The organism is Christiangramia crocea (assembly GCF_022410465.1).
GTDB classification, from domain to species: domain Bacteria; phylum Bacteroidota; class Bacteroidia; order Flavobacteriales; family Flavobacteriaceae; genus Christiangramia; species Christiangramia crocea.
Window position 1 is genome coordinate 1 of record NZ_JAJSON010000018.1, and the last position, 21364, is coordinate 21364.

Annotated in this window: 17 protein-coding genes; 9 read left to right on the forward strand and 8 right to left on the reverse strand. The window is 40.7% G+C overall.

Annotation, left to right across the window (positions count from 1 at the left end; translation table 11 throughout):
* The 5 genes from LU635_RS07565 to LU635_RS07585 form a co-directional block, all read right to left on the reverse strand.
* Nucleotides 1-4896 (reverse strand): FG-GAP-like repeat-containing protein (locus LU635_RS07565; protein ID WP_240097790.1); only part of this gene is annotated, 4896 nt, incomplete at its 3' end.
* A gap of 408 nt (nucleotides 4897-5304) precedes the next feature.
* Nucleotides 5305-6594 carry a glutamate-1-semialdehyde 2,1-aminomutase gene (gene hemL / locus LU635_RS07570; protein ID WP_240097792.1) on the reverse strand — a complete coding sequence of 430 codons (1290 nt, stop codon included), beginning with the start codon at nucleotides 6592-6594 and terminating at the stop codon, nucleotides 5305-5307.
* Nucleotides 6595-6685: 91 nt separating this feature from the next.
* A complete protein-coding gene (locus tag LU635_RS07575) occupies nucleotides 6686-7486 on the reverse strand; it encodes a glucosaminidase domain-containing protein (protein ID WP_240097794.1) in 801 nt (266 codons plus the stop codon).
* A gap of 1 nt (nucleotide 7487) precedes the next feature.
* On the reverse strand, nucleotides 7488-8420 hold the full coding sequence (locus tag LU635_RS07580; protein WP_240097796.1) for a 1-aminocyclopropane-1-carboxylate deaminase/D-cysteine desulfhydrase: 933 nt from the start codon (nucleotides 8418-8420) through the stop codon (nucleotides 7488-7490).
* Between the two features lie 133 nt (nucleotides 8421-8553).
* Nucleotides 8554-8880 (reverse strand): hypothetical protein, encoded by a 327-nt coding sequence (locus tag LU635_RS07585; protein ID WP_240097799.1) that lies wholly within the window; start codon nucleotides 8878-8880, stop codon nucleotides 8554-8556.
* 32 nt (nucleotides 8881-8912) lie between these two features.
* On the opposite strand from LU635_RS07585, the gene LU635_RS07590 reads away from it, so the two are divergent.
* From LU635_RS07590 to LU635_RS07605, 4 genes are all read left to right on the forward strand, one after another.
* Complete coding sequence (locus LU635_RS07590) at nucleotides 8913-9086, forward strand: C1orf53 family protein (RefSeq protein WP_240097801.1); 174 nt, start codon at nucleotides 8913-8915, stop codon at nucleotides 9084-9086.
* Between the two features lie 3 nt (nucleotides 9087-9089).
* Nucleotides 9090-11078, forward strand: coding sequence for a urocanate hydratase (locus LU635_RS07595; RefSeq protein ID WP_240097803.1), 1989 nt, complete (start codon nucleotides 9090-9092; stop codon nucleotides 11076-11078).
* Between the two features lie 27 nt (nucleotides 11079-11105).
* Nucleotides 11106-11648 (forward strand): DUF4136 domain-containing protein, encoded by a 543-nt coding sequence (locus tag LU635_RS07600; RefSeq protein WP_240097805.1) that lies wholly within the window; start codon nucleotides 11106-11108, stop codon nucleotides 11646-11648.
* Nucleotides 11649-11765: 117 nt separating this feature from the next.
* A complete protein-coding gene (locus LU635_RS07605; protein ID WP_240097807.1) occupies nucleotides 11766-13523 on the forward strand; it encodes an aromatic amino acid hydroxylase in 1758 nt (585 codons plus the stop codon).
* Here the strand turns inward: LU635_RS07605 and LU635_RS07610 are convergent.
* From LU635_RS07610 to alaS, 3 genes are all read right to left on the reverse strand, one after another.
* On the reverse strand, nucleotides 13520-14134 hold the full coding sequence (locus LU635_RS07610; RefSeq protein ID WP_240097808.1) for a DUF4230 domain-containing protein: 615 nt from the start codon (nucleotides 14132-14134) through the stop codon (nucleotides 13520-13522). The genes LU635_RS07605 and LU635_RS07610 overlap by 4 nt on opposite strands.
* Before the next feature lie 292 nt (nucleotides 14135-14426).
* Nucleotides 14427-15410, reverse strand: coding sequence for a GSCFA domain-containing protein (locus LU635_RS07615; RefSeq protein WP_240097810.1), 984 nt, complete (start codon nucleotides 15408-15410; stop codon nucleotides 14427-14429).
* 46 nt (nucleotides 15411-15456) lie between these two features.
* Entirely contained in the window at nucleotides 15457-18072 is a 2616-nt protein-coding gene (alaS, locus tag LU635_RS07620) for an alanine--tRNA ligase (RefSeq protein WP_240097812.1), read from the reverse strand.
* 132 nt (nucleotides 18073-18204) lie between these two features.
* Here alaS and LU635_RS07625 point away from each other — a divergent pair, with 132 nt between their 5' ends.
* From LU635_RS07625 to LU635_RS07645, 5 genes are read left to right on the forward strand one after another with little or no spacing between them, the layout of a single operon-like run.
* Complete coding sequence (locus LU635_RS07625) at nucleotides 18205-19182, forward strand: M23 family metallopeptidase (RefSeq protein WP_240097814.1); 978 nt, start codon at nucleotides 18205-18207, stop codon at nucleotides 19180-19182.
* Entirely contained in the window at nucleotides 19182-19511 is a 330-nt protein-coding gene (locus tag LU635_RS07630) for a MerR family transcriptional regulator (protein ID WP_240097816.1), read from the forward strand. The genes LU635_RS07625 and LU635_RS07630 overlap by 1 nt, the downstream gene beginning before the upstream one ends.
* A 1-nt stretch (nucleotide 19512) precedes the next feature.
* A complete protein-coding gene (locus tag LU635_RS07635) occupies nucleotides 19513-20109 on the forward strand; it encodes a LemA family protein (protein WP_240097818.1) in 597 nt (198 codons plus the stop codon).
* Nucleotides 20110-20113: 4 nt separating this feature from the next.
* Nucleotides 20114-20560 carry a TPM domain-containing protein gene (locus LU635_RS07640; protein WP_240097820.1) on the forward strand — a complete coding sequence of 149 codons (447 nt, stop codon included), beginning with the start codon at nucleotides 20114-20116 and terminating at the stop codon, nucleotides 20558-20560.
* Nucleotides 20514-21335 carry a TPM domain-containing protein gene (locus LU635_RS07645; RefSeq protein ID WP_240097822.1) on the forward strand — a complete coding sequence of 274 codons (822 nt, stop codon included), beginning with the start codon at nucleotides 20514-20516 and terminating at the stop codon, nucleotides 21333-21335. The genes LU635_RS07640 and LU635_RS07645 overlap by 47 nt, the downstream gene beginning before the upstream one ends.
* Nucleotides 21336-21364 lie beyond the last annotated feature (29 nt).

Sequence of the window (21364 nt, forward strand, 5' to 3'; positions counted from 1 at the left end):
ATCTGTATTACCTGCAGCATCGGTAGCTGTTACAACTACATTTACAGTTCCGTTATGTTCTGAGAAAACTACTGTTCCCGCAGCTGGTAACTGGACAATACTCACCGTACAATTATCGGTAGCAACTGAGCCATCTACAAGGTTTGGAACGGTGATACTACATTCGGTATCCAGCACCACTTCCTGATCGGCTTCCGCTGTAAGTACAGGTTCTTCAGTATCTTCAACCGTAACTGTAGCGGTAGCCGAAGATGTATTTCCGTTAACATCAGTCATGTTGAGTGTTACAGTATTTACACCTAAATTATCACAATTGAATTCTGATCTGTCAACAGAAATGGAAGCAATATTACAATTATCAACTGAGCCATTTTCTATACTCAAAATTGAAGAAATGGCTGCATATTTAAAGCTAACGGTAGCCGTATAGCCCGTGGATTGATTAACTGACATTCCTACGATTGCACTGCCTGCTGGCGCATATTGGGTAGTGGTCATAAAATTGGAAGTAGCGGTACCAGACCCACTTATACCATTCATCATTGTATTATTTATGCTGTTTAGATTTCCATTAGCCACTTCGTGCAGGTTTTTACCAATCCCTTTTATGCCCACGTGAGTTCTGCTAGAAAGCTGATGCTGGTAATCTCCATCTTCAACTTCGAATCCAACCAGGACTTTATTGCCGGTCAACATCTCCGACCTGTACACAGCGGTATTGGAACCACTGAAACATGTTTCTACTGTCTCAGTACTTAGACTACCATCTGCAAGGACCTCTTTACATAATAATCTGAAATTATCCAGTATCCAACCGGTTGACCCTTCATACCCTACAGCGACATAGCCCTCAGGGCAATCACAATCTACCGGAGTAGGAGTAACTGAGCTGTTTTGAGGCTCAAGTTGTCCGGCCACTGGTCCTATGGAATAGTCACTTCTTATGGAAGCCTGACCATTCTCATCCAAATACACAGTGACATCCTGAGCAATTGCTGTAGGTGCAGTATTGTCTTCTACAGTCACTGTTGCTGTACAGGTATCGGTTACGTCATCACTATCCGTAATGGTTAGAGTTACTTCATTCTCGCCTATATTGGAACAGTCAAATGTATCATTATCTATAGCTAAAGTAAATCCGGCCTTATCATCGCTGGACCCGTCATTCACATCATCTGGAGTTATAGTTACAGTACCATTTGGGCCAAGCTGAGCTGTAAAATTCTGACAGGACGCTACAGGCGCATCGTTGGTATCTTTCATAACTGTATCTGTCGCAGCTGTTCCTTCATTAGAGGAAGCATCAGTCAGGGTGACCGACAGCGTTAAGGTTCCATCTTCCAGTCCACTTACATCAATTCCACTAATCTGCTCGGTTACCGTAGAAATAGTTCCAGAACCGGTTACCTCAGTTCCTCCATTTTCATTGCTAAAGATGTAGTTGTAGGTAGTACCTACTTCGGCATTTGCAAACGTAAAACTGACATCAGTTCCGTTATTCTCATCAATTGCGTTTTGATTGATGCTTACAGAGTAGCCTGTAGGTGCTTCCACGTCATTCACTGTCACAACAAAACTGCAGGTAGATTTATTCCCTGAAGCATCGGTGACTTCAAAAGTGTTGGTGGTGATTCCTACTGGAAATTCGCTTCCACTTTTCAGGCCAGCAGTTTGAGTTATATTGCTGGTTTCCACGAACACATAACTATCAAAGAAATTGGCTCCATAATGCCCGGTCCAATAACCTCGGTCTGAGCCTCCATGTTCAAAATAGATATATCTCACTCCGCTTCCATAATCCTTAAATTCCACAGACTCTAATAATGCATCAGTCCCAATACGTTTAGGTGCTGAAGCAGTACCTGAATTATACACGGCTATAGTATTATGATTTGCATCTCTTAATTCAAACCTTACGAAGTAATTATCCAGTAATTCACCTGAACCGCAATTATTATTCAACCAGTCTGACTGTACTTTTTCCCCAATCTTTATTATGGGAGACCTATCTAACTGAACTTCAGTAAAGCCGGAAGCCAAGAGATCAATTTCCTGGTACTTCGTATTAGCTACGGCACTTCCATCGCATGTGTTATAAGAACTTTTGAACTTCCCACCGGAAGCCATCCAACCACTACCTTCATTCAAGGATACAGTCCATCCGTTCAGATCCTCCGTAGCGTTTGGATTTACCAACAGGTTTTCTTCACTGCAGGCTTCCACTACTTCAGGCAAGGTATAGTTCACAATTGCCCCATCAACTCCAGGATCATTATCAACTTCTATATCACCTGGACAGGTGATTGTTGGGCCAATATTATCTTCAACAGTAACTATTGCTGTGCAGGTAGCCTTCTTACCTCCGGCATCGGTAACGGTAAGTGTCACCTTATGATCGCCAATATCATTACAAGTGAAGGCCTCTGTAACATCTATACTCAAGGTCACATCCCCTTCTGCATCACTGGAGCCGTTATCTATATCTTCTGGAGTAAGCATCACCGTACCGTCTTCTCCAAGTTCTGCTGTATAGTTTTGGCAGATAGCCTCTGGAACCGTATTTATTGGAGTGGTGTTTCTGTATAATCTTGAGAAAGGCTCTGCTGAGTTACCCAAATAAGAATTTATCATTAAATCCTTATCGGAATCTCCATCAATATCTGCAAAAGCGTGATCACCTATCCAATTATCGCCAAACTGCAATTCTTTACCATCAAAAAAACTACCATCGCCTGAATTAATATAAAATTTCGTCGAATTGGTTCCATCTGATTTTCTACCTGAAATTAAAATATCCAAGTAACTATCAGAATCAACATCTGTGAATGACAATGATGAACCATAAGCAAATTCAGATGTGAAATCTACCCCCTCGCTAAATAGAGCGTTACCGTCATTTAAGTATAATTTTGTAGAGTTAGTATAATCTTTTCGGCCTGTTAAAATAATATCTATATCGCCGTCTTGATCTGAATCTGCGAAATCAACATCATCCCCTTTAAAACCAATAAATTTTATGGGTGTTGCCAGATTAAAACTGCCATCTCCGTTATTTAGATAAATATGTGTTACTCCATAATGATGTTCACTTTCACCTGTAAGAAATATATCCTTATAATTATCACCATTCAGGTCAACAAATTGAACTATTGATCTTTGAACACCTTCAATTGATACACCGGTAACTTCAGTAAAGTCTCCGCCATTATTTTCATATAAAATTGTATTTACTCCTGATGAACCTTCACTACCAGTTATAATTAAATCCAGATCATTATCATTATCTACATCTCCAAATGCAATATCACCATTAGTCATACCTTTAAAAGATTGTCCTAAATCTTCTTCAAAGTTTGCCGTACCATCATTTAAGTAAAGCTTTGTGATCGTCTCTCCCGTGCTATATAAATACCCTGAAATCAATAAATCCACATCACCGTCATTATCCACATCGGCAAACTCCTTAGAAGCATTTCCGCTTCCGTTCATAAAATCAGTTTCAATCAAGCTAAAGCTATCCCCGGTACCGTCATTCAAATACAAATTTGTATAAGATGTACCCCAATCAATAGTTATTGACCTTAATATATCCTGATCACCATCATTATCAACATCTGTAAAATCAATATCCCCTTGTGAAGTATTTAAGATGTTGTGTGAAAAATTGGCTTCGCCATCGTTGTAATATAGAAATGATAATTCCCCTCCTCTAAAAGAGTTTGCATTTGTACCTGTTATAAGAATATCATTATTATTATCTCCATCTACATCTGCAATCGCTATTGCGCTGTTATAAACTTCTGGAAGATTATAATTTAAATCTTCAGAGAACTCTCCATTACCATCGTTTAAATATAATTTGTTTATTGATTCATTACCTGAGGTCGCAATTTTACCCATTATAAAAAAATCCTGATCATCATCTCCATCTATATCACCAAATGCCATATCTCCATCTACAACTCCTAAGAAACTTGCATGCTTTGTAAAATTTCCTAAACCATCATTTAAATATAAATCGCTTTCTATATCGTAGGAACTGGTTCTTCCTGATAACACAGCATCCATATCATTATCTCCATCCACATCGGCAAAAGTTATCAAGGCTTTTTTATTATAATAATTACCGTCATACCCTTTACCTTCAAAACCTATTGAAGAACTGAATTGACCATTACCATCATTTACGTAAATATGAGTATTCAAGTAAGAATAAAACCCAGTAGGGTCCGGTATTAAATAAGAGCCGGTATGTATAAAATCTATATCTGAATCTCCATCAATATCAGCTGCTGCAAGTCCCGAATTAGACTTTCCAAAAAAATTAGGGTTGTCATTCAGAACGAAATTATTACCCCCATTATTTATATATAGCTCAAGTATTGTTTCTCCAGAAGAGTTTTCTCCGGAAATAAGAAGATCCGGTAGATTGTTCCCATCAAAATCTTGAAAAATTATAGAATTATTCTCCAATCCTGGAAAAGGAGTTCCTGTTACTTCTGAAAAGTCTCCAGAACCGTCATTAATATAAAGCTTAGTGAAATTAGGCGAATACTCAAGATATGAAGAAATGATAATATCCTGATCATTATCCCCATCTGCATCTCCAAATGCAACCGACGATCTAGGTCCACCCCAGAAAGGGGTGCCATCTACTTTGGAAAAGTTTCCAAAACCATCATTTTTATACAATTGGGCTCCTCCTGAGCCAACCAATAGCACATCAAGATCATTATCATTATCGATATCTGCAAATTCTGTATCACCATTGCTAGTGAGTTCAAAATTGCTAGAAATCTGTGAAGTAATCTCCTCAAAAATCTGAGCCTGCGAAATCTGCCAGGCCAAACCAAAAAATAAGAGAATTAAAAATTTTAAAAAGTAATTTTGTTTCATCAAGGCATATTTAGGTTAATATTAGGTTACAAGTTTCGGGTAATGTTAAAAATTTAACAATACCGCTTTTGAGGTATTAACATTTGTTAAAATAATAGAGATTATTTTGGAGTAGGGCGGCGCGAATTTATGTTTTTTTTAACTTATTATCCAACAAAAAAATCGCCAAAAAGTAAAAAAAACGCAATTAAATCTTTAAAATATAGGCATTCGAAAGATTTTACTTACAAAATTTAAATTATTAAAGAAGGCTACTGTTTCTTAAAAAAAATAAAATTTTATTTCTCTCGCTGCCGTCTAAAGAAAATCTACTTTCAGCCTCTCGGTTTATCTTAAAATGTAGAAATAAAAAACCTCACAGATTTTGGAAACCTGTGAGGTTTAGGCATTTCTTTTGTCTGTATAAAATTAAAGTGTCTCAGCGACTTTCCCCACCTCCTCTATCGTCTTATCAAGATCATCATAAGAAAGAGCCTCACTGATAAACCAGGTCTCAAAAGCACTTGGAGCGATATAGATCCCGTTTTCAAGCAGGCCGTGGAAGAACTTATTGAATTTTCCAGTAGAAGCAGATCTTACTGAAGACTGGAAGTCGGTCACCGGTTCTTTACCAAAATGAACGGAGATCATGGAGCCTATACGGTTAATGCTAAAAGAGACACCTGCCTCATTCAAAACCTTATCCATTCCCTTATGGAGATATTCAGTCTTTTTATCTATGCTTTCAAAGATTTCAAGATTATCATGAAGTTCAGTAAGCATCGCAAAGCCTGCAGCCATTGCCAATGGATTCCCGCTTAAGGTCCCTGCCTGATAAACCGGCCCATCCGGAGCAAGATGATTCATAATTTCATTTCTTGCGGCAAAAGCTCCAACCGGAAGTCCACCTCCTATCACCTTTCCGAAACAAACGATATCGGCATTCACTCCCAGTCTTTCCTGCACACCGCCGGCGGCCTGTCGGAAGCCGGTCATTACCTCATCGAATACCAAAAGGATTCCGGTTTCATCACATATCTTTCTAAGACCTTCCAGAAATCCTTTAACAGGCGGGATGCATCCCATATTTCCTGCCACGGGCTCAAGAATGATACAGGCAATCTCATCTTTATTGGCCTCCACCAGTTCCTTTACGTTTTCAAGATCGTTGTATTTAGCCAGTAAAGTATCTTTTGCGGTTCCCTGAGTTACCCCCGGACTATTGGGAGTTCCAAAGGTCATTGCTCCACTCCCGGCCTGGATCAGAAAGGAATCGCTATGACCATGATAGCAGCCGGCAAATTTGATGATCTTTTCCTTTCCTGTGAAGCCGCGTGCAAGCCGAACCGCACTCATACAGGCTTCGGTACCCGAATTAACCATTCTTATCTTATCTATGTTCGGGACCATCTTTACAGCAAGTTCAGCTATCTTCGTTTCAAGTTCTGTTGGCGTTCCAAAAGAAGTTCCTTTTTTAGCTTTTTCGATCACCGCATCCAATACCGGCTTATGAGCATGGCCCAGAATTAGCGGCCCCCACGAATTGATGTAGTCAATTAGTTTATTTCCGTCCTCATCATATAAATAAGCACCTTTGGCCCTCTCTATAAAAACCGGTTCTCCCCCAACTGCTTTAAACGCTCTCACTGGAGAATTTACTCCGCCCGGAATTACTTTTTTTGCTTCTGAAAATAACTGACTACTCCTCTTATAAATCATAAATGTTCTTTTTTATTCTTTATGTCATCCTGAACTTATTTCAATATCTATCAAAAATTGAATTCTGATAATTACCGGAACAAAATGACGATTATTTTATGTTTAAAACCTGACCAATGGAAATGGTATTCCCAACCAGATCATTATTTCGTTTCAATTCTTCTACCGTTGTATTATATCTTTTTGCAATGGAGTAAAGTGTATCACCCTTTCTCACAACATAATTATCTGAGCTTTCACGAGAAGCCGAAGTATAAACAGGAGTGGATTTCCCCAGGATCTCGGCATCATAGCGATATAATTCATACCTTTCTATCAGGCCAATGAGTTTGTCTGGATATCTGCGATCGGTGGCATAACCGGCCTTTCTCAAACCTTTGGCCCAGCCTTTATAATCATCCGGATCAAGGTTGAATAAATCTGAATACCTTCCCCTATTCGCAAGAAAAAGCGAATGATCCCTGTATGAATACTTTGCCTCTTTATATTTTCTGAAACATTCTCCCCTGCGGTCATCATCGTGATATACCCGCTCACCTTCCCAGTCATGACATTTAATTCCGAAATGATTATTGGCCCGTCTGGTTAGATCACCACGCCCAGCACCCGATTCAAGAATTCCCTGAGCCAGTGTAATACTCGCAGGAATGCGGTATAATTTCATTTCTTCCTGTGCAATAGGCGCAAACTCAGCTATATAACTTTCAACGGTATAATTATAGGGGCTTCTAGAAGGTTCTGCCTCTTTTTCATCAGAATAGATCACCATCCGCTCCTCTTTAGATTCGGTTCCTGATTCTTCCTTTTTAGTGGTTACCACCTTCTTCCTGCTTCCGCAGGAAACCACGAAAAGACTTATTAAAAATAATGACAAAATTCGGCTGAATCTCATATCAGTAATTTATTTGAGGCAGATGTTTCTTTTTTAAAAGTTGGTTCATTCCGTCAATTCCCTGCAACCCGCCAGTGTGTATTACCATGATTCTGGTATTCTCGGGAAAAAAACCATTCTTTATAAGGTCAAAAATACCAAAAACTAATTTCCCTGTATAAACAGGATCAAGAATGATATTATATTTTTTACTGAAGTTATTCATGAACTCGATAAGCTGGACATTCACTTTAGCATAACCCCCGAAATGATAGTTTAGTATTAATTCCCAGTTGTTTTTGCCAACCAGAGAGCTGATCTCATTCCTAAGATAATCAGAATTTAAAGCCGAAAAACCAAGAACTTTTTGATGTGTTTCTGAAGAAGTGATAAGCCCGGCCAACGTGCCTCCAGTGCCAACAGAAGAACATATGAAATCGAATTTTTTATCACTTTCAGTCAGGATTTCTTCACAACCCTTGATCGCAAGCTTATTTGTTCCTCCTTCCGGAACCAGATAAAATTCCTTAAACCGGTGCTTCAGTTTTTTCAGAAATTCCTCCGAATCTTTGTTCCTGTATTCTTCCCTGCTTACAAATTCAAATTTCATTCCGCAAGACGCTGCATATTTTAAGGTAGGGCTCCATTTTTCTTTTGAAACCGAAGCCAGTTCCTCGCCTCTTATAATCCCAATAGTATTAAAACCGAATAGTTTCCCCGCCGCTGCTGTTGCCGCAATATGATTGGAATGGGCACCGCCAAAGGTAAGCAGAGTATCAAATTTCTGATCCCTGGCCGCAACCAGATTATACTTAAGTTTCCTGAATTTATTTCCAGAAACTTCGGGATGAAGCAGGTCTTCCCTTTTAATAAAGAGTTCGATGCCTCCCGGAAATTCTTTAATGAATTGGTTCGGAATATTTTCAGAAATCCGGTTATCAAAAAAATCCTGCATACTACAAAACTAAATGAAGTGGTTAAGAATAAATAGGAATAATAAAAAATCCTCCTCATGAACTTGTTTCAGCATCTGCTGGAAGTTGAAATCGAAGGTTTACCGGAGTCAAACAAATTCAGCTTGACGAGAATTAAAGAAATTTCCGGAAAGCCCAAATTGGCCTGCTTTTTAAATAGTTAAGGTCATTCTCCCGCCGATATGCTTCTCTTTCAAAGCTTATATTCCTGTAAGCCAGCATCCCATCCCTGCAATCGGCATAACGAATAAAGAATTCTATCGCATACCAGATATAGAAGAAAAGAACAAGAAGTTCGAGTTGCTGCCTTAAATGAATTTTCTCATGGTTCAGAAAGAACTTATCTTCCTTTAACCGGGTACTTTGAAGAATAATGAAAGGCCATAAACTAATGCCCTTGAATCTTCCCGAAAGCAAGCGTTTGTTCACGATCAAAATCATGTCATCAAGATAAGAAATTGTATTTTAGCCCCATGAATTTTCAGAAAAAAAGAATTCCGTTAGAAGAGGGTGATTACTACATCACCCCGGAGGGATATCGCTGTTTTACTGAACAATATCATCTTAAAAGGGGATATTGCTGCGAAAGCGGCTGTCGCCATTGCCCTTACGGATACAATAAAAAAACAAACCGACAAGAAACATAACAAATGAACTTTAAGGATCAGATACTGGAAGGAATTCCGGATAAATTGCCGGAACCAAAACCTTATGACGAATCTTTAAACCATGCTCCCAAGCGCAAGGAAATCCTGGATGAGGATGAAAAGAAACTGGCACTGGAGAATGCATTAAGGTATTTTGATAAAAAACACCACAAAACCCTGATGCCGGAATTCAGGGAAGAGCTTGAAAAATACGGGCGCATTTATATGTACCGCTTTAAACCGGACTATGATTTTTATGCCAGGCCCATAGATGAGTACCCGGGTAAATGTACCCAGGCCAAAGGCATCATGCTCATGATACAGAACAACCTGGATCCCGATGTTGCCCAGCATCCCGAAGAGCTGATCACTTACGGAGGGAACGGCGCAGTATTTCAGAACTGGGCGCAGTACAGGCTCACCATGAAATATCTGGCTGAAATGGATGACAACCAGACCCTGGTGATGTATTCTGGTCATCCTATGGGGCTTTTTCCGTCCCATCCAAAAGCCCCGAGAGTGGTTGTCACTAATGGAATGATGATTCCTAATTACTCAAAACCAGATGACTGGGAGAAATTCAATGCGCTTGGAGTCACTCAGTATGGACAAATGACAGCGGGTAGCTATATGTATATAGGTCCGCAGGGGATTGTTCACGGTACTACCATTACTGTTCTCAACGCGGGAAGAAAAATAGCCAGACAGAAGGAAGACCTTAGCGGAAAACTGTTTGTTACTTCCGGCCTTGGAGGAATGAGCGGTGCTCAGCCAAAAGCAGGGAATATTGCCGGATGCATTACTGTTTGCGCCGAAGTGAATCCAAAGGCCACTCAAACCAGGCATAAGCAGGGATGGGTAGATGAAGTTATCGAGAATTTAGAAGAACTCGCTACCAGGGTTAAGAAGGCTAAAACAGATAAAGAAGTGGTTTCTATTGCATTCCAGGGGAATGTTGTGGAAGTATGGGAATATTTTGCCGAAAATGATATTTATATAGACCTTGGAAGTGACCAGACCTCGCTTCATAATCCATGGGCAGGTGGATATTACCCGGTGGACCTGGGTTTTGAAGAAGCTAATGAGATGATGTCTTCCAATCCTGAAAAATTCAAAGAAAAAGTCCAGGAAAGCCTGAGAAGACAGGCGGCCGCAATTAACCATCATACTTCAAAAGGTACTTATTTCTTCGATTATGGAAATGCTTTCCTACTAGAAGCTTCCAGAGCCGGAGCGGATATTCTAAGTGAAGACGGGAAAAGTTTCAGATACCCCAGTTATGTTCAGGATATAATGGGACCTATGTGCTTTGATTATGGTTTTGGTCCGTTCAGATGGGTATGTGCTTCCGGCAAAGATGAAGATCTTCAGAAAACCGATGAAATCGCAACCCGTGTTTTAAACAAATTAAGAGAGGATTCTCCTGCTGAGATCCAACAGCAGATGCAGGATAATATCCAATGGATAAAAGGAGCCCGGGAGAACAAACTTGTGGTAGGTTCCAAAGCCAGAATACTCTATGCCGATGCCGAAGGAAGGATCGAGATCGCGAAAGCCTTTAACGATGCGATTGGGCGTGGAGAGATAGGCCCGGTAGTACTTGGACGGGATCATCACGATGTTTCAGGAACCGACTCTCCTTACCGCGAAACCTCTAATATTTATGATGGTTCCCGCTATACAGCCGATATGGCCATTCAAAATGTTATAGGAGATAGCTTTAGGGGAGCTACCTGGGTGAGCATCCATAACGGTGGAGGCGTTGGCTGGGGAGAGGTGATCAACGGAGGCTTCGGCATGATTCTTGAAGGTGATAAAGCATCTGAAGATCGTTTGAAATCTATGTTGTTCTGGGATGTGAACAACGGAATTGCCCGAAGATCCTGGGCAAGGAACAAGGAAGCTGTTTTCACCGCCAAACGCGCAATGGAGATGAATCCGCAACTTAAGCTTACCATCCCGAACATGGTTGATCCAACGCTTTTCGATTAAAGTTTGTACAAATTTAAAATCGAACCTATGAAATTTCTAAAATTTACACCTGTTCTGCTACTATTTGCAGTCCTGTTTACCTCCTGTGAAAGCGTGAGGGTCGCATCAGATTATGATCGCGAAGCTAATTTCAGTGAATATGGAACATATGCTTTCTTCAAACCAGGAATAGATAAAGCCGAAATATCAGACCTTGATAAGAAGCGTATACTAAGAGCAATAGAGACCGAAATGCAAAAGAAAGGTTTTACCAAATCTGAAAATCCTGATTTGCTGGTAAGCATATTTACCAAAACTAATGAGAACATCAACATCTACCAGAATAATTATCCATACTGGGGTTATGGCTGGGGATGGCATCCATGGTACTGGGGAAGTGGTTTTAATACCGTAAACCGTACCAGCGAAGGAACCCTGTATATAGACCTTATAGATTCTGAAGATAAGGAACTGGTATGGCAGGGAATGGGTACTGCAGCTCTCGCCCGAGAGGTGAACAAGAAACAGGAACGCATCAATGAGATCGTAGCCAAAATCATGGAGAAATATCCTCCGGGAATGGAGAAATAAGATATTAGTTAAGCCCCTTTTAAAGGGGCTTTTTTATACCCCATCGTTAAGTAATAATCTTCCCTTTCTCTGTCAAATTTTGTACTTTTAACGCAAACGTTATAGTAAACCCTGAACATGTTAGATAATATTCAATCGAATGAAATACTGGATAGGCTTCCGGCCCATCTCAAGCAATATATCAAGCCCCAGAATTATGAAGATTATACTCCCATAAATCAGGCGGTCTGGAGATATGTAATGCGTAAAAATGTTGATTACCTCAGCAAGGTGGCGCATGATTCCTATCTACAAGGCTTAAAACAAACCGGTATTTCTATTGACAGCATTCCTAACATGTATGGGATGAACCGGATCTTAAAAGAAATAGGCTGGGCGGCGGTGGCAGTGGATGGTTTTATCCCTCCTGCTGCCTTCATGGAATTCCAGGCTTATAACGTTCTTGTTATTGCCAGCGATATCAGGCAGCTGGACCATATAGAATACACCCCTGCCCCGGATATCATTCATGAAGGAGCCGGCCACGCTCCTATTATAGCCAATCCTGAATACGCCGAATACCTTAGGCGATTTGGGGAAATTGGATGCAAAGCAATCTCCAGTTCCCATGATTATGAGATCTATGAAGCAATCAGGGAATTGTCAATTTTAAAGGAAGCGGAAGATACTCCCAAGGAAAAGATCGAAGAAGTCGAAAAAAAAGTAGACGAACTTCAGAATGCTGAAGTTAAACCGAGTGAAATGGCCCAGATAAGGAATCTGCACTGGTGGACTGTTGAATACGGACTGATAGGAAGTCTTGAGAATCCTAAGATCTATGGTGCCGGACTACTTTCTTCTATCGGGGAAAGCAAATCCTGCCTTACAGATGCTGTTAAAAAACTCCCTTACACTATTGAAGCTGCAAAACAGGAATTTGATATCACCAAACCTCAACCCCAGCTTTTTGTAACTCCAGACTTCGCACATCTAAGTCTTGTTCTGGAAGAATTCGCAAATAAAATGGCCCTGAGAAAAGGTGGACTGGAAGGTGTTCAGAAATTGATAGATTCAAAGACCATAGGAACTATTGAGTTAAGTACCGGGATACAGATCTCGGGGAATTTCGAGAATGTGAGGGACCATGAAGGCAAACCGATCTACCTCCAGACTAAAGGAAAGACCGCATTGTCTTACCGGGAAAAGGAACTGGTAGGTCATGGTGTTACCACTCATACCGAAGGCTTTGGCTCACCCATAGGGAAACTAAAAGGTATCAATCTGGCTATTGAAGATATGAGTCCACGCGACCTGAGGGCTTATGCCATCTATGAAGGAGAGAACGTTACCCTGGAATTTGAAGGAGGCGTAAAAGTGGAAGGAGAAATCATTACAGGAACCAGAAACCTTCAGGGAAAAATAATTTTGATAAGCTTTAAGAACTGTACGGTTAACTACAACGAAGAGGTACTTTTCAAACCAGAATGGGGTAGATATGATATGGCAGTGGGAAAAGAGATCATCTCTGCCTTTGCCGGGCCCGCAGACCATAATTCATTTGATCTCATCACGCACACTCCATCTACGACCACAATAAAAAGCAAGAAAACCCCTGAGCGGGAAGAGCTGGAATCCTTATATGAGTCGGTTAGAAATATCAGGAATGGGGAGAACACCAAATTTTCACTTCAGGCAGCCTTTGATATTGCGAAAAAACATCATCCTAAAGACTGGTTATTATCTGTTGAGATCTATGAGCTAGCAATGGAAGACGATCCCAAACTGGCTACTGAAGTAAAATCTTATCTTGAAGAACTTAAAAAATCCAGGCCGGAAGTAGCCCATCTTATAAAGGACGGGATAGAACTGACGGAAAGTAATTTAGCTGCCACCTAAAGTTTTATCACTTCCAGTGTTTCTGAATCCTCTATGGGTTGGTTCTTATATTCCAAAGTCCAGCCCATACTACTGGTAAGTATATATATTTTCTGCAGCTCGCTGATTAGCCTGTTCCTGGCATTAGACTTTAAGGACGATTGTTCGATCTTTTCCCTCAGCGACTTTTCAATTCGCTCCTTGATCTTATTATAATCCTCGGCCTCAAACTGGTTGAGATAATCCTGGGTTACATCATAATATTTAATATTCGGATTAATACTGATCTCCTCTTCAGGTATCTCTTTTATAATTACCCTTTTTCCCTCCTCATCAATTTCAATCTCCAGTTTACTTAGATCATAGGCAATACTAGCCTCGGCATTTACTACGATAAGGGCCTTTTTCCTGGCTGAAAGGATATCGAAATAAAAACTTTTGGAATTCTTATAGGTGAAAACCTGTGAAAAACTACCTTCTGTGACCACAAGCTTACCAACGTTTCTAATCTGCTCCTGGATAAGTGCTGTATCCTCTTTTAGACTTTCCTTTTCATCATTCTTATTTTCGAGGTACATGAAGCCAAGAATGATTACGGCAATCATGAGCACGGCCAGCAGAATATTCTTCATACAGATAGATTTTTAAAAGTAAAAGTTAGGAAAAAAGAAACAGAAGCTGGAGAAGCGAAGTCCTAAAGAAAGTTAAAAATCAAGTCTTTATAAAAAAACTAAAGGACGGCCCCACCCGTCCTTTAGTATATTCTAAAATCTACCCCAACAAATTTTAGAAAACAAATCATCCATAAAAGGCTGATTATTTGAGGTGTACATCCTTTCGTAACCAACCCAGATTTACTTCAGATCTGAATGGTAAAAATACGAATATTTTAGTATAAAGAATGAAAAATATGTTTCCTTTATATTAAAATATTGATAATCCCAACAACAGTAAGGCCTGAGAAAAGGTTATTTCAGGGTGATTTTTTTGAATTTCCTCGATTTTTACTTGGATTTTCGTAAGAAATTTCTTATGCTCTGTAGTGTTTTCTGCGCGTGAGCGATGAGAAAGAGCCTTTTGGATCTTGTCGATTTCCAGGTTTAGTTCAAGTGATTTTGAGGATATCCAGTTGTAGGAAAAAAGCTTCCAGATATAATCTACCGCTACTTTACTGGGATGCAACATGTCTTCCGCATAAAAACGATAATCCCTCAGCTCATCCATCATTATCTCATAAGAAGGAAAATAAACCGCCGAATCATTATTACCTAAAAATTCATGAAGAGCTGTGGTCAAATGAGCCTTGCTTTGCTGGTTTTCCACCACTCCATCCTTCAGGTGTCTTACAGGTGAAATTGTGAAAATGATCTTAGCCTCTTCATTCATCTGGGAAACAGAGTGGCTAATCACCTCAAGATCATTTATTATTTCATCAACGGACGAAAGTTCTTTTCTGAAGCGTTTCTGAGGGATCTTATGGCAGTTTGCCACAATATCAGTGGTGCCTTCATAAATATACCCCCAGGCCGTGCCCAGGCTTATAATCACATGGGAAGCACCTGCAAAAAACTCCCGGCTATTCTCTAAGGAGGTATTCAGATCTTTCAGACATTCTTCCCTGCTCTCCCGACGCATATCTGAATGTGCCTCGAGCGATTGCCAGCCATCATTAAATTCAATTAAATCCCTATCGCTGTAATTCTCATTGTTCGATAATCTCTGAAAAAATCTTCTGATTGGCGATGGATGGAAAATGATACCGGTAGGATTCTGACGGTTTCGAAATTTGAACCAATCCAGTTTAGCCCCTATATTTTCAACAAAACAGGAACCAATAAGGAATACCCCCTTTCCATGCTCGATCTTAGGAGCACCCTTCTGCACTGGAACTATAGTTCTGAAATCCATATCCTTAAATTAAAAAATCCCGGTTAGAATTCCGGGATTTTCTTTACTATTTTATAAAACTTTCGGCTTTTTGAAGGGCCTCATTGAGACCACCGGGATTCTTCCCCCCTGCAGTGGCAAAAAATGGCTGGCCTCCGCCGCCACCCTGGATGTATTTTCCAAGCTCCCTTACTATTTGTCCCGCATTTAGATCTTTTTCACTTACCAAACTTTTCGAAATATAACAGGAAAGAAGGGCTTTTCCGTTTTGCTCGGTTCCGAATAACAGGAAAAGATCATCTATCTCTTCTCCCAGCTGAAATGCCAGGTCTTTGATACCGCCTGCATCAAGATCTACTTTTTTGGAAAGGAAATTCACTCCTCCCACATTCTTTATTTCCTGTTTAAGCTCAGACTTTAAGTTCTTAGCCTTATCCTTCAATAAGCTTTCCACCTGTTTCTTTAGTGCCGTATTCTCTTCCTGAAGACTGTTTATTGCCTTTACAGGGTTTTTTGGATTCTTCAAGCCGGCTTTCATCTCCTTCAAGACTTCAGCCTGCTCTTCGAAATATTTCATGGCCGCCTCGCCGGTAATTGCCTCTATTCTTCTTATTCCTGAAGCCACTGCCGATTCTCCTGTAATCTTGAAATACCAGATATCTGAAGTATTCTGAACGTGGATTCCTCCACAAAGTTCCATTGATTCTCCAAATCGAATGGCCCTTACAGAATCTCCGTATTTTTCACCAAACAAGGCAATAGCACCTTCATCTATGGCTTCCTGATAACTAATCCCTCTTTTTTCATCCAGCCCAATCTGCTCCTTTATTCTCGCATTTACAAAATCCTCAACTTTTTCAAGCTCTTCCGCACTTACCTTGCTGAAATGAGAAAAGTCAAACCTTAGATAATCGCTTTGAACCATTGAGCCCTTTTGTTCAACGTGAGTTCCCAAAATACTCCTTAAAGCCTGATGAAGTAGATGAGTCGCCGTATGATTACAGGCTGTATTATATCTTTCTGTCTTATTTACAATGGCTTCAAAATTAGTTTCAGGATTTTGAGGGAGTTCTTTTACAAAATGTACTATCAGGTTATTTTCTTTCTTAGTATCCACTACATCTATCACTTCCCCTTCAGAAGACATCAATATCCCTTTATCACCAACCTGACCGCCCCCTTCAGGATAAAAAGGAGTTCGGTTAAGCACTACCTGATACATCTCCCCTTTCTTCTTCGATTCCACCTTACGGTATTTTGCTATTTTCACATCAGATTCCAGCTGATCATATCCTACAAAGGCTTCATCTTCAACTTCCCCGAGTTCTGTCCAGTCTCCTGCACTTACCTGGGTCGCCTTACGTGATCTATCTTTTTGTTTCTTAAGCTCTTTCTCAAAAGCTTTTTCATCGAGTTCATACCCGTTCTCTCTTAAGATAAGAGCGGTTAGATCTATAGGGAAACCATAAGTATCATAAAGCTCAAAAGCTTTTTCTCCGGATATTCTTTTATCAGCCGAATCTTTCATCAGATCCTCCAAAAGAACAAGTCCCTGCTCAAGTGTTCTTAGAAAAGAAGCCTCCTCCTCACGAATAACATTCTGCATAAGACTTTCCTGAGATTTCAACTCCGGGAAGGCAGAATTCATTTGATCACTTAATACCGATACCAGCTTATAAATAAATGGTTCTTTAGTATCCAGGAAGGTAAATCCATATCTAATGGCTCTTCTTAATATTCTTCTAATAACATAACCGGCCCCGGTATTACTTGGCAGCTGACCATCGGCAATAGAGAAAGCAACAGCCCTAACATGATCGGCAATCACCCTCATTGCAATATCTGTCTCTTCAGATTTACCATATTTTGATCCTGTTATCTTTTCAATTTCACTTATAAGAGGAGTGAAGACATCGGTATCGTAATTAGATTTTTTGCCTTGCAAGACCATACACAAACGTTCAAAGCCCATCCCCGTATCTATATGTTTTGCGGGTAACTCTTCAAGATCTCCGTTGGCCTTTCGGTTATACTGCATAAAAACGAGGTTCCAGATCTCCACCACCTGGGGATGATCCATATTTACCAGGTCTCTTCCGGGAACTTTTGCTTTTTCTGCATCAGATCTTATATCGATATGAATTTCGGAACATGGCCCGCATGGACCCTGATCACCCATCTCCCAGAAATTATCCTTTTTATTTCCGAAAATGATCCTCTCTTCAGGCACGATCTCTTTCCACAATTCAAGTGCTTCTGTATCCAGGCCAAAATTATCGCGGTCATCGCTTCCTTCAAATACCGACACATACAGATTTTCAGGATTGATCTTATACACCTCAGTCAACAGTTCCCAGGCCCAGCTAATAGCTTCTTTTTTGAAGTAATCTCCAAAACTCCAGTTACCAAGCATCTCGAACATGGTGTGATGGTAGGTATCATGCCCTACCTCCTCAAGATCATTATGCTTACCACTAACACGAAGACACTTCTGAGTATCGGTCACCCTGCTGTTTTTAGGAGTTGAATTTCCAAGGAAGTACTCCTTGAACTGGTTCATTCCCGCATTGGTAAACATAAGCGTAGGATCGTCTTTGATCACCATTGGTGCCGATGGAACTATGCTATGGGATTTCGATTTGAAAAACTCTAGAAACTCTTTGCGGATATCCTGTGACTTCATTAAGTTATTTTTCTTGCAAAATTCATTAAATTATGAAGACGGCAAAACAATTAGTATATTTGTTCGTTTACCGTATAAATTTGCACGGTATTTGAGCCGTTTCGAGACGCAAAAATAGCATAAATTTAACTCATGTCGAAGGTTAAATATTATTACGATAGCGAGACCCTTTCCTACAAGAAGATCGAGCAAAAGAAAGGCCGCCGTCTAGGCATCATTCTACTTAGTATTACCGGATCGTTTTTAGGTGGATTCATCCTTCTAATGATCTATCTGAATATCCCCCAGATCGAGACTCCCAAAGAAAAGGCACTTAAACGTGAACTTCAGAATATGAAGTTGCAGTACGGTTTACTCAATAAAAAGATGGATCAAATCCAGGATGTAATGGCTAATATTGAAGACCGGGACAATAATATTTACCGACTTTATTTTGAAGCCAATCCTATCCCGGAAGAGCAAAGAAAGGCCGGATTTGGAGGGATTAACCGGTACAAGGATCTTGAAGGTTTTGATAACAGCAAACTGATTATTGAAACCACAAAAAGAATGGATGTACTCACAAAACGTTTGGTGGTTCAGTCAAAATCGCTGGATGAAGTTGCCAAACTGGCTAAAGAAAAAGGACAGCTACTGGCCGCCATTCCCGCTATACAACCTGTGAACAATGAAGACCTCAGCAGGATAGCATCGGGTTACGGATGGCGAACAGACCCCTTCACCAAGGTAAAGAAATACCATTACGGCATGGACTTTACTGCGCCCAGGGGAACTCCGGTATACGCAACAGGAAACGGGAGAGTGGTTAGAGCCGATAGCCGTTCTACCGGATATGGAAACCATATAAGAATAGATCACGGATATGGATACACAAGCCTTTATGCGCACTTATACAAATACAATGTACGCAGGGGGCAAAAAGTTGAAAGAGGAGATGTAATTGGATTCGTGGGAAGCACGGGGCGATCTGAAGCTCCCCACCTCCATTATGAGATCTTCAAGGATGACAAAAGGATCAACCCCATAAACTTCTATTACGGAAATCTTTCCCCCGAAGAATTCGGCAAAGTACTGGAGAGAGCCCAACGTGAAAATCAATCGCTGGATTAATGCATATCAATCTTCCGGAAAAACGTTACTACAGCATTGGCGAAGTTGCGGAAGCCTTTAAGGTTAATGCTTCCCTGATCAGGTTTTGGGAAAAGGAATTTGATGTTATAAAGCCTAAGAAAAATGCTAAAGGCAACAGGAAATTCACTCCTGAGGACATTAAGAACCTTGAGCTTATCTATCATTTGGTAAAAGAAAGAGGATTCACCCTGGAAGGAGCAAAAATTCACCTTAAAGAAGAAAAACAAAAGACACTGAGCAACTTTGAAATTATTCGTAAGTTGGAAAGTGTAAAAGCAGAACTAATCAACCTTAAAAATCAATTGTAATATGAAAAAGTGGTTAATCCCCTTAATAATTATCGTAATCGGCGTGGTTGTGATATGGAAATTCACAGCCGGATTCAACAACACCGCAGTGACAAAAGAAGAGAATGCAAAACTGGCCTGGGCTAATGTTGAAAGTTCTTATCAGAGACGAAACGATCTCATTGGTAACCTTGTTAAAACGGTAGAAGGCGCTGCAGATTTTGAAAGAGGGACACTTACCGATGTTATTGAAGCCAGAGCTAAAGCAACTTCAGTAAATGTGGATGCCGATAATTTAAGTGCAGCCCAGATACAGCAATTCCAGGAAGCACAACAGGGAGTGACCTCCGCTCTTTCCAGGCTGCTTGTTACCGTGGAAAGATATCCGGAGCTGAAGGCGAATCAAAACTTTCTTCAGCTACAATCGCAACTCGAAGGAACCGAGAACAGAATTAATGTTGCACGTGATCGCTTCAACGAAGCCGTTACTGACTATAACACATATATCAGAGTATTCCCGAACAATATATTCGCCGGAATGTTCGGTTTTGAAAGAATGGAGCGCTTCCAGGCTGATGCCGGTGCAGAAGACGCCCCTGATGTAGAATTTGACTTTTAGGACGATGGGGCAGGATGCAGACAAAGGTTTCCTTTCTAAAAAGGAAGAAAACGAGATCGTAGAGGCCATTCGCAAGGCTGAATTGAAAACTTCCGGGGAAATTCGGGTTCATCTGGAACGAAGCACTGAAGGCAAGGACATTTTTGAAAGAGCCATGGAAGTATTCCATATGCTGAAAATGGATAATACCAAACTGGACAACGGAGTTCTTATTTATGTTGCTATCGAAGACCGGAATTTTGTGATCTATGGAGACAAAGGTATTAATAAGGTTGTTCCTGAAGACTTTTGGGAAAGCACCAAAGACCTTATTGTTTCACATTTCAGAAAAAACAATTTTAAGGAAGGACTGGTTGAAGGCATCCTGAAAGCCGGAGAACAACTCCAAAAACATTTTCCCTGGGATGAAGGAGATACCAATCAATTATCTGATCAAATTTCAAAAGCATAGGCTTATCAAACGATTTATATATTTTCTAATACTTCTTACAGGGTTTACCGCCATAGCACAGCGTGACATCCCTGAAAAACCTTCTGAACAGACCAGTGTTTATGATGAGGGCCAGATGCTTTCATCTTCGGATGAAAAACGACTGGAGCGGAAACTTATCAATTACGCCGACACCACTTCCACTCAGATCGTGGTTGTGACCATTGAATCGCTGGAAGGTGAGTATGAAGGGACCTACGCGGCCCACTGGGCACATGAATGGGGAATAGGCCAGAGTGAAAAAGATAACGGACTCCTTATACTTGTAGCTAAAAAAGAAAGAAAGATCTGGATTACGACCGGTTATGGCCTGGAAGAATACATGACCGATGCCAAAACCAAAGAGATCATCGAGCTTATCATATTACCCGAGTTCAGAAATGGCGATATCTATGCCGGACTAAACAAAGGCACTACAGCTATATTCGAAGTTCTGAATGGAACCTTTCAGGGTGCCCCGGGAAGAAAATCCGGAAGCGGGGGGCTACCACTACGCTCCATCATAGTCTTTATAATCTTCATAGTAATCATCATCTCCATGTTCAATAAAAGAGGAGGCCGCGGCGGAAGAGGTCGCGGACGCAGCGTGCTCTGGGACGCTATTATCCTAAGTTCATTGGGTCGTGGTAGTTTTGGCGGTGGAAGTTCCGGTGGCGGATTTGGCGGCGGCGGCGGCTTTGGAGGAGGCTTCGGCGGCGGTGGATTTGGTGGCGGTGGTGCCGGTGGAAGCTGGTAGTATCATTCTGCAGCGGGCAATCACAGTTG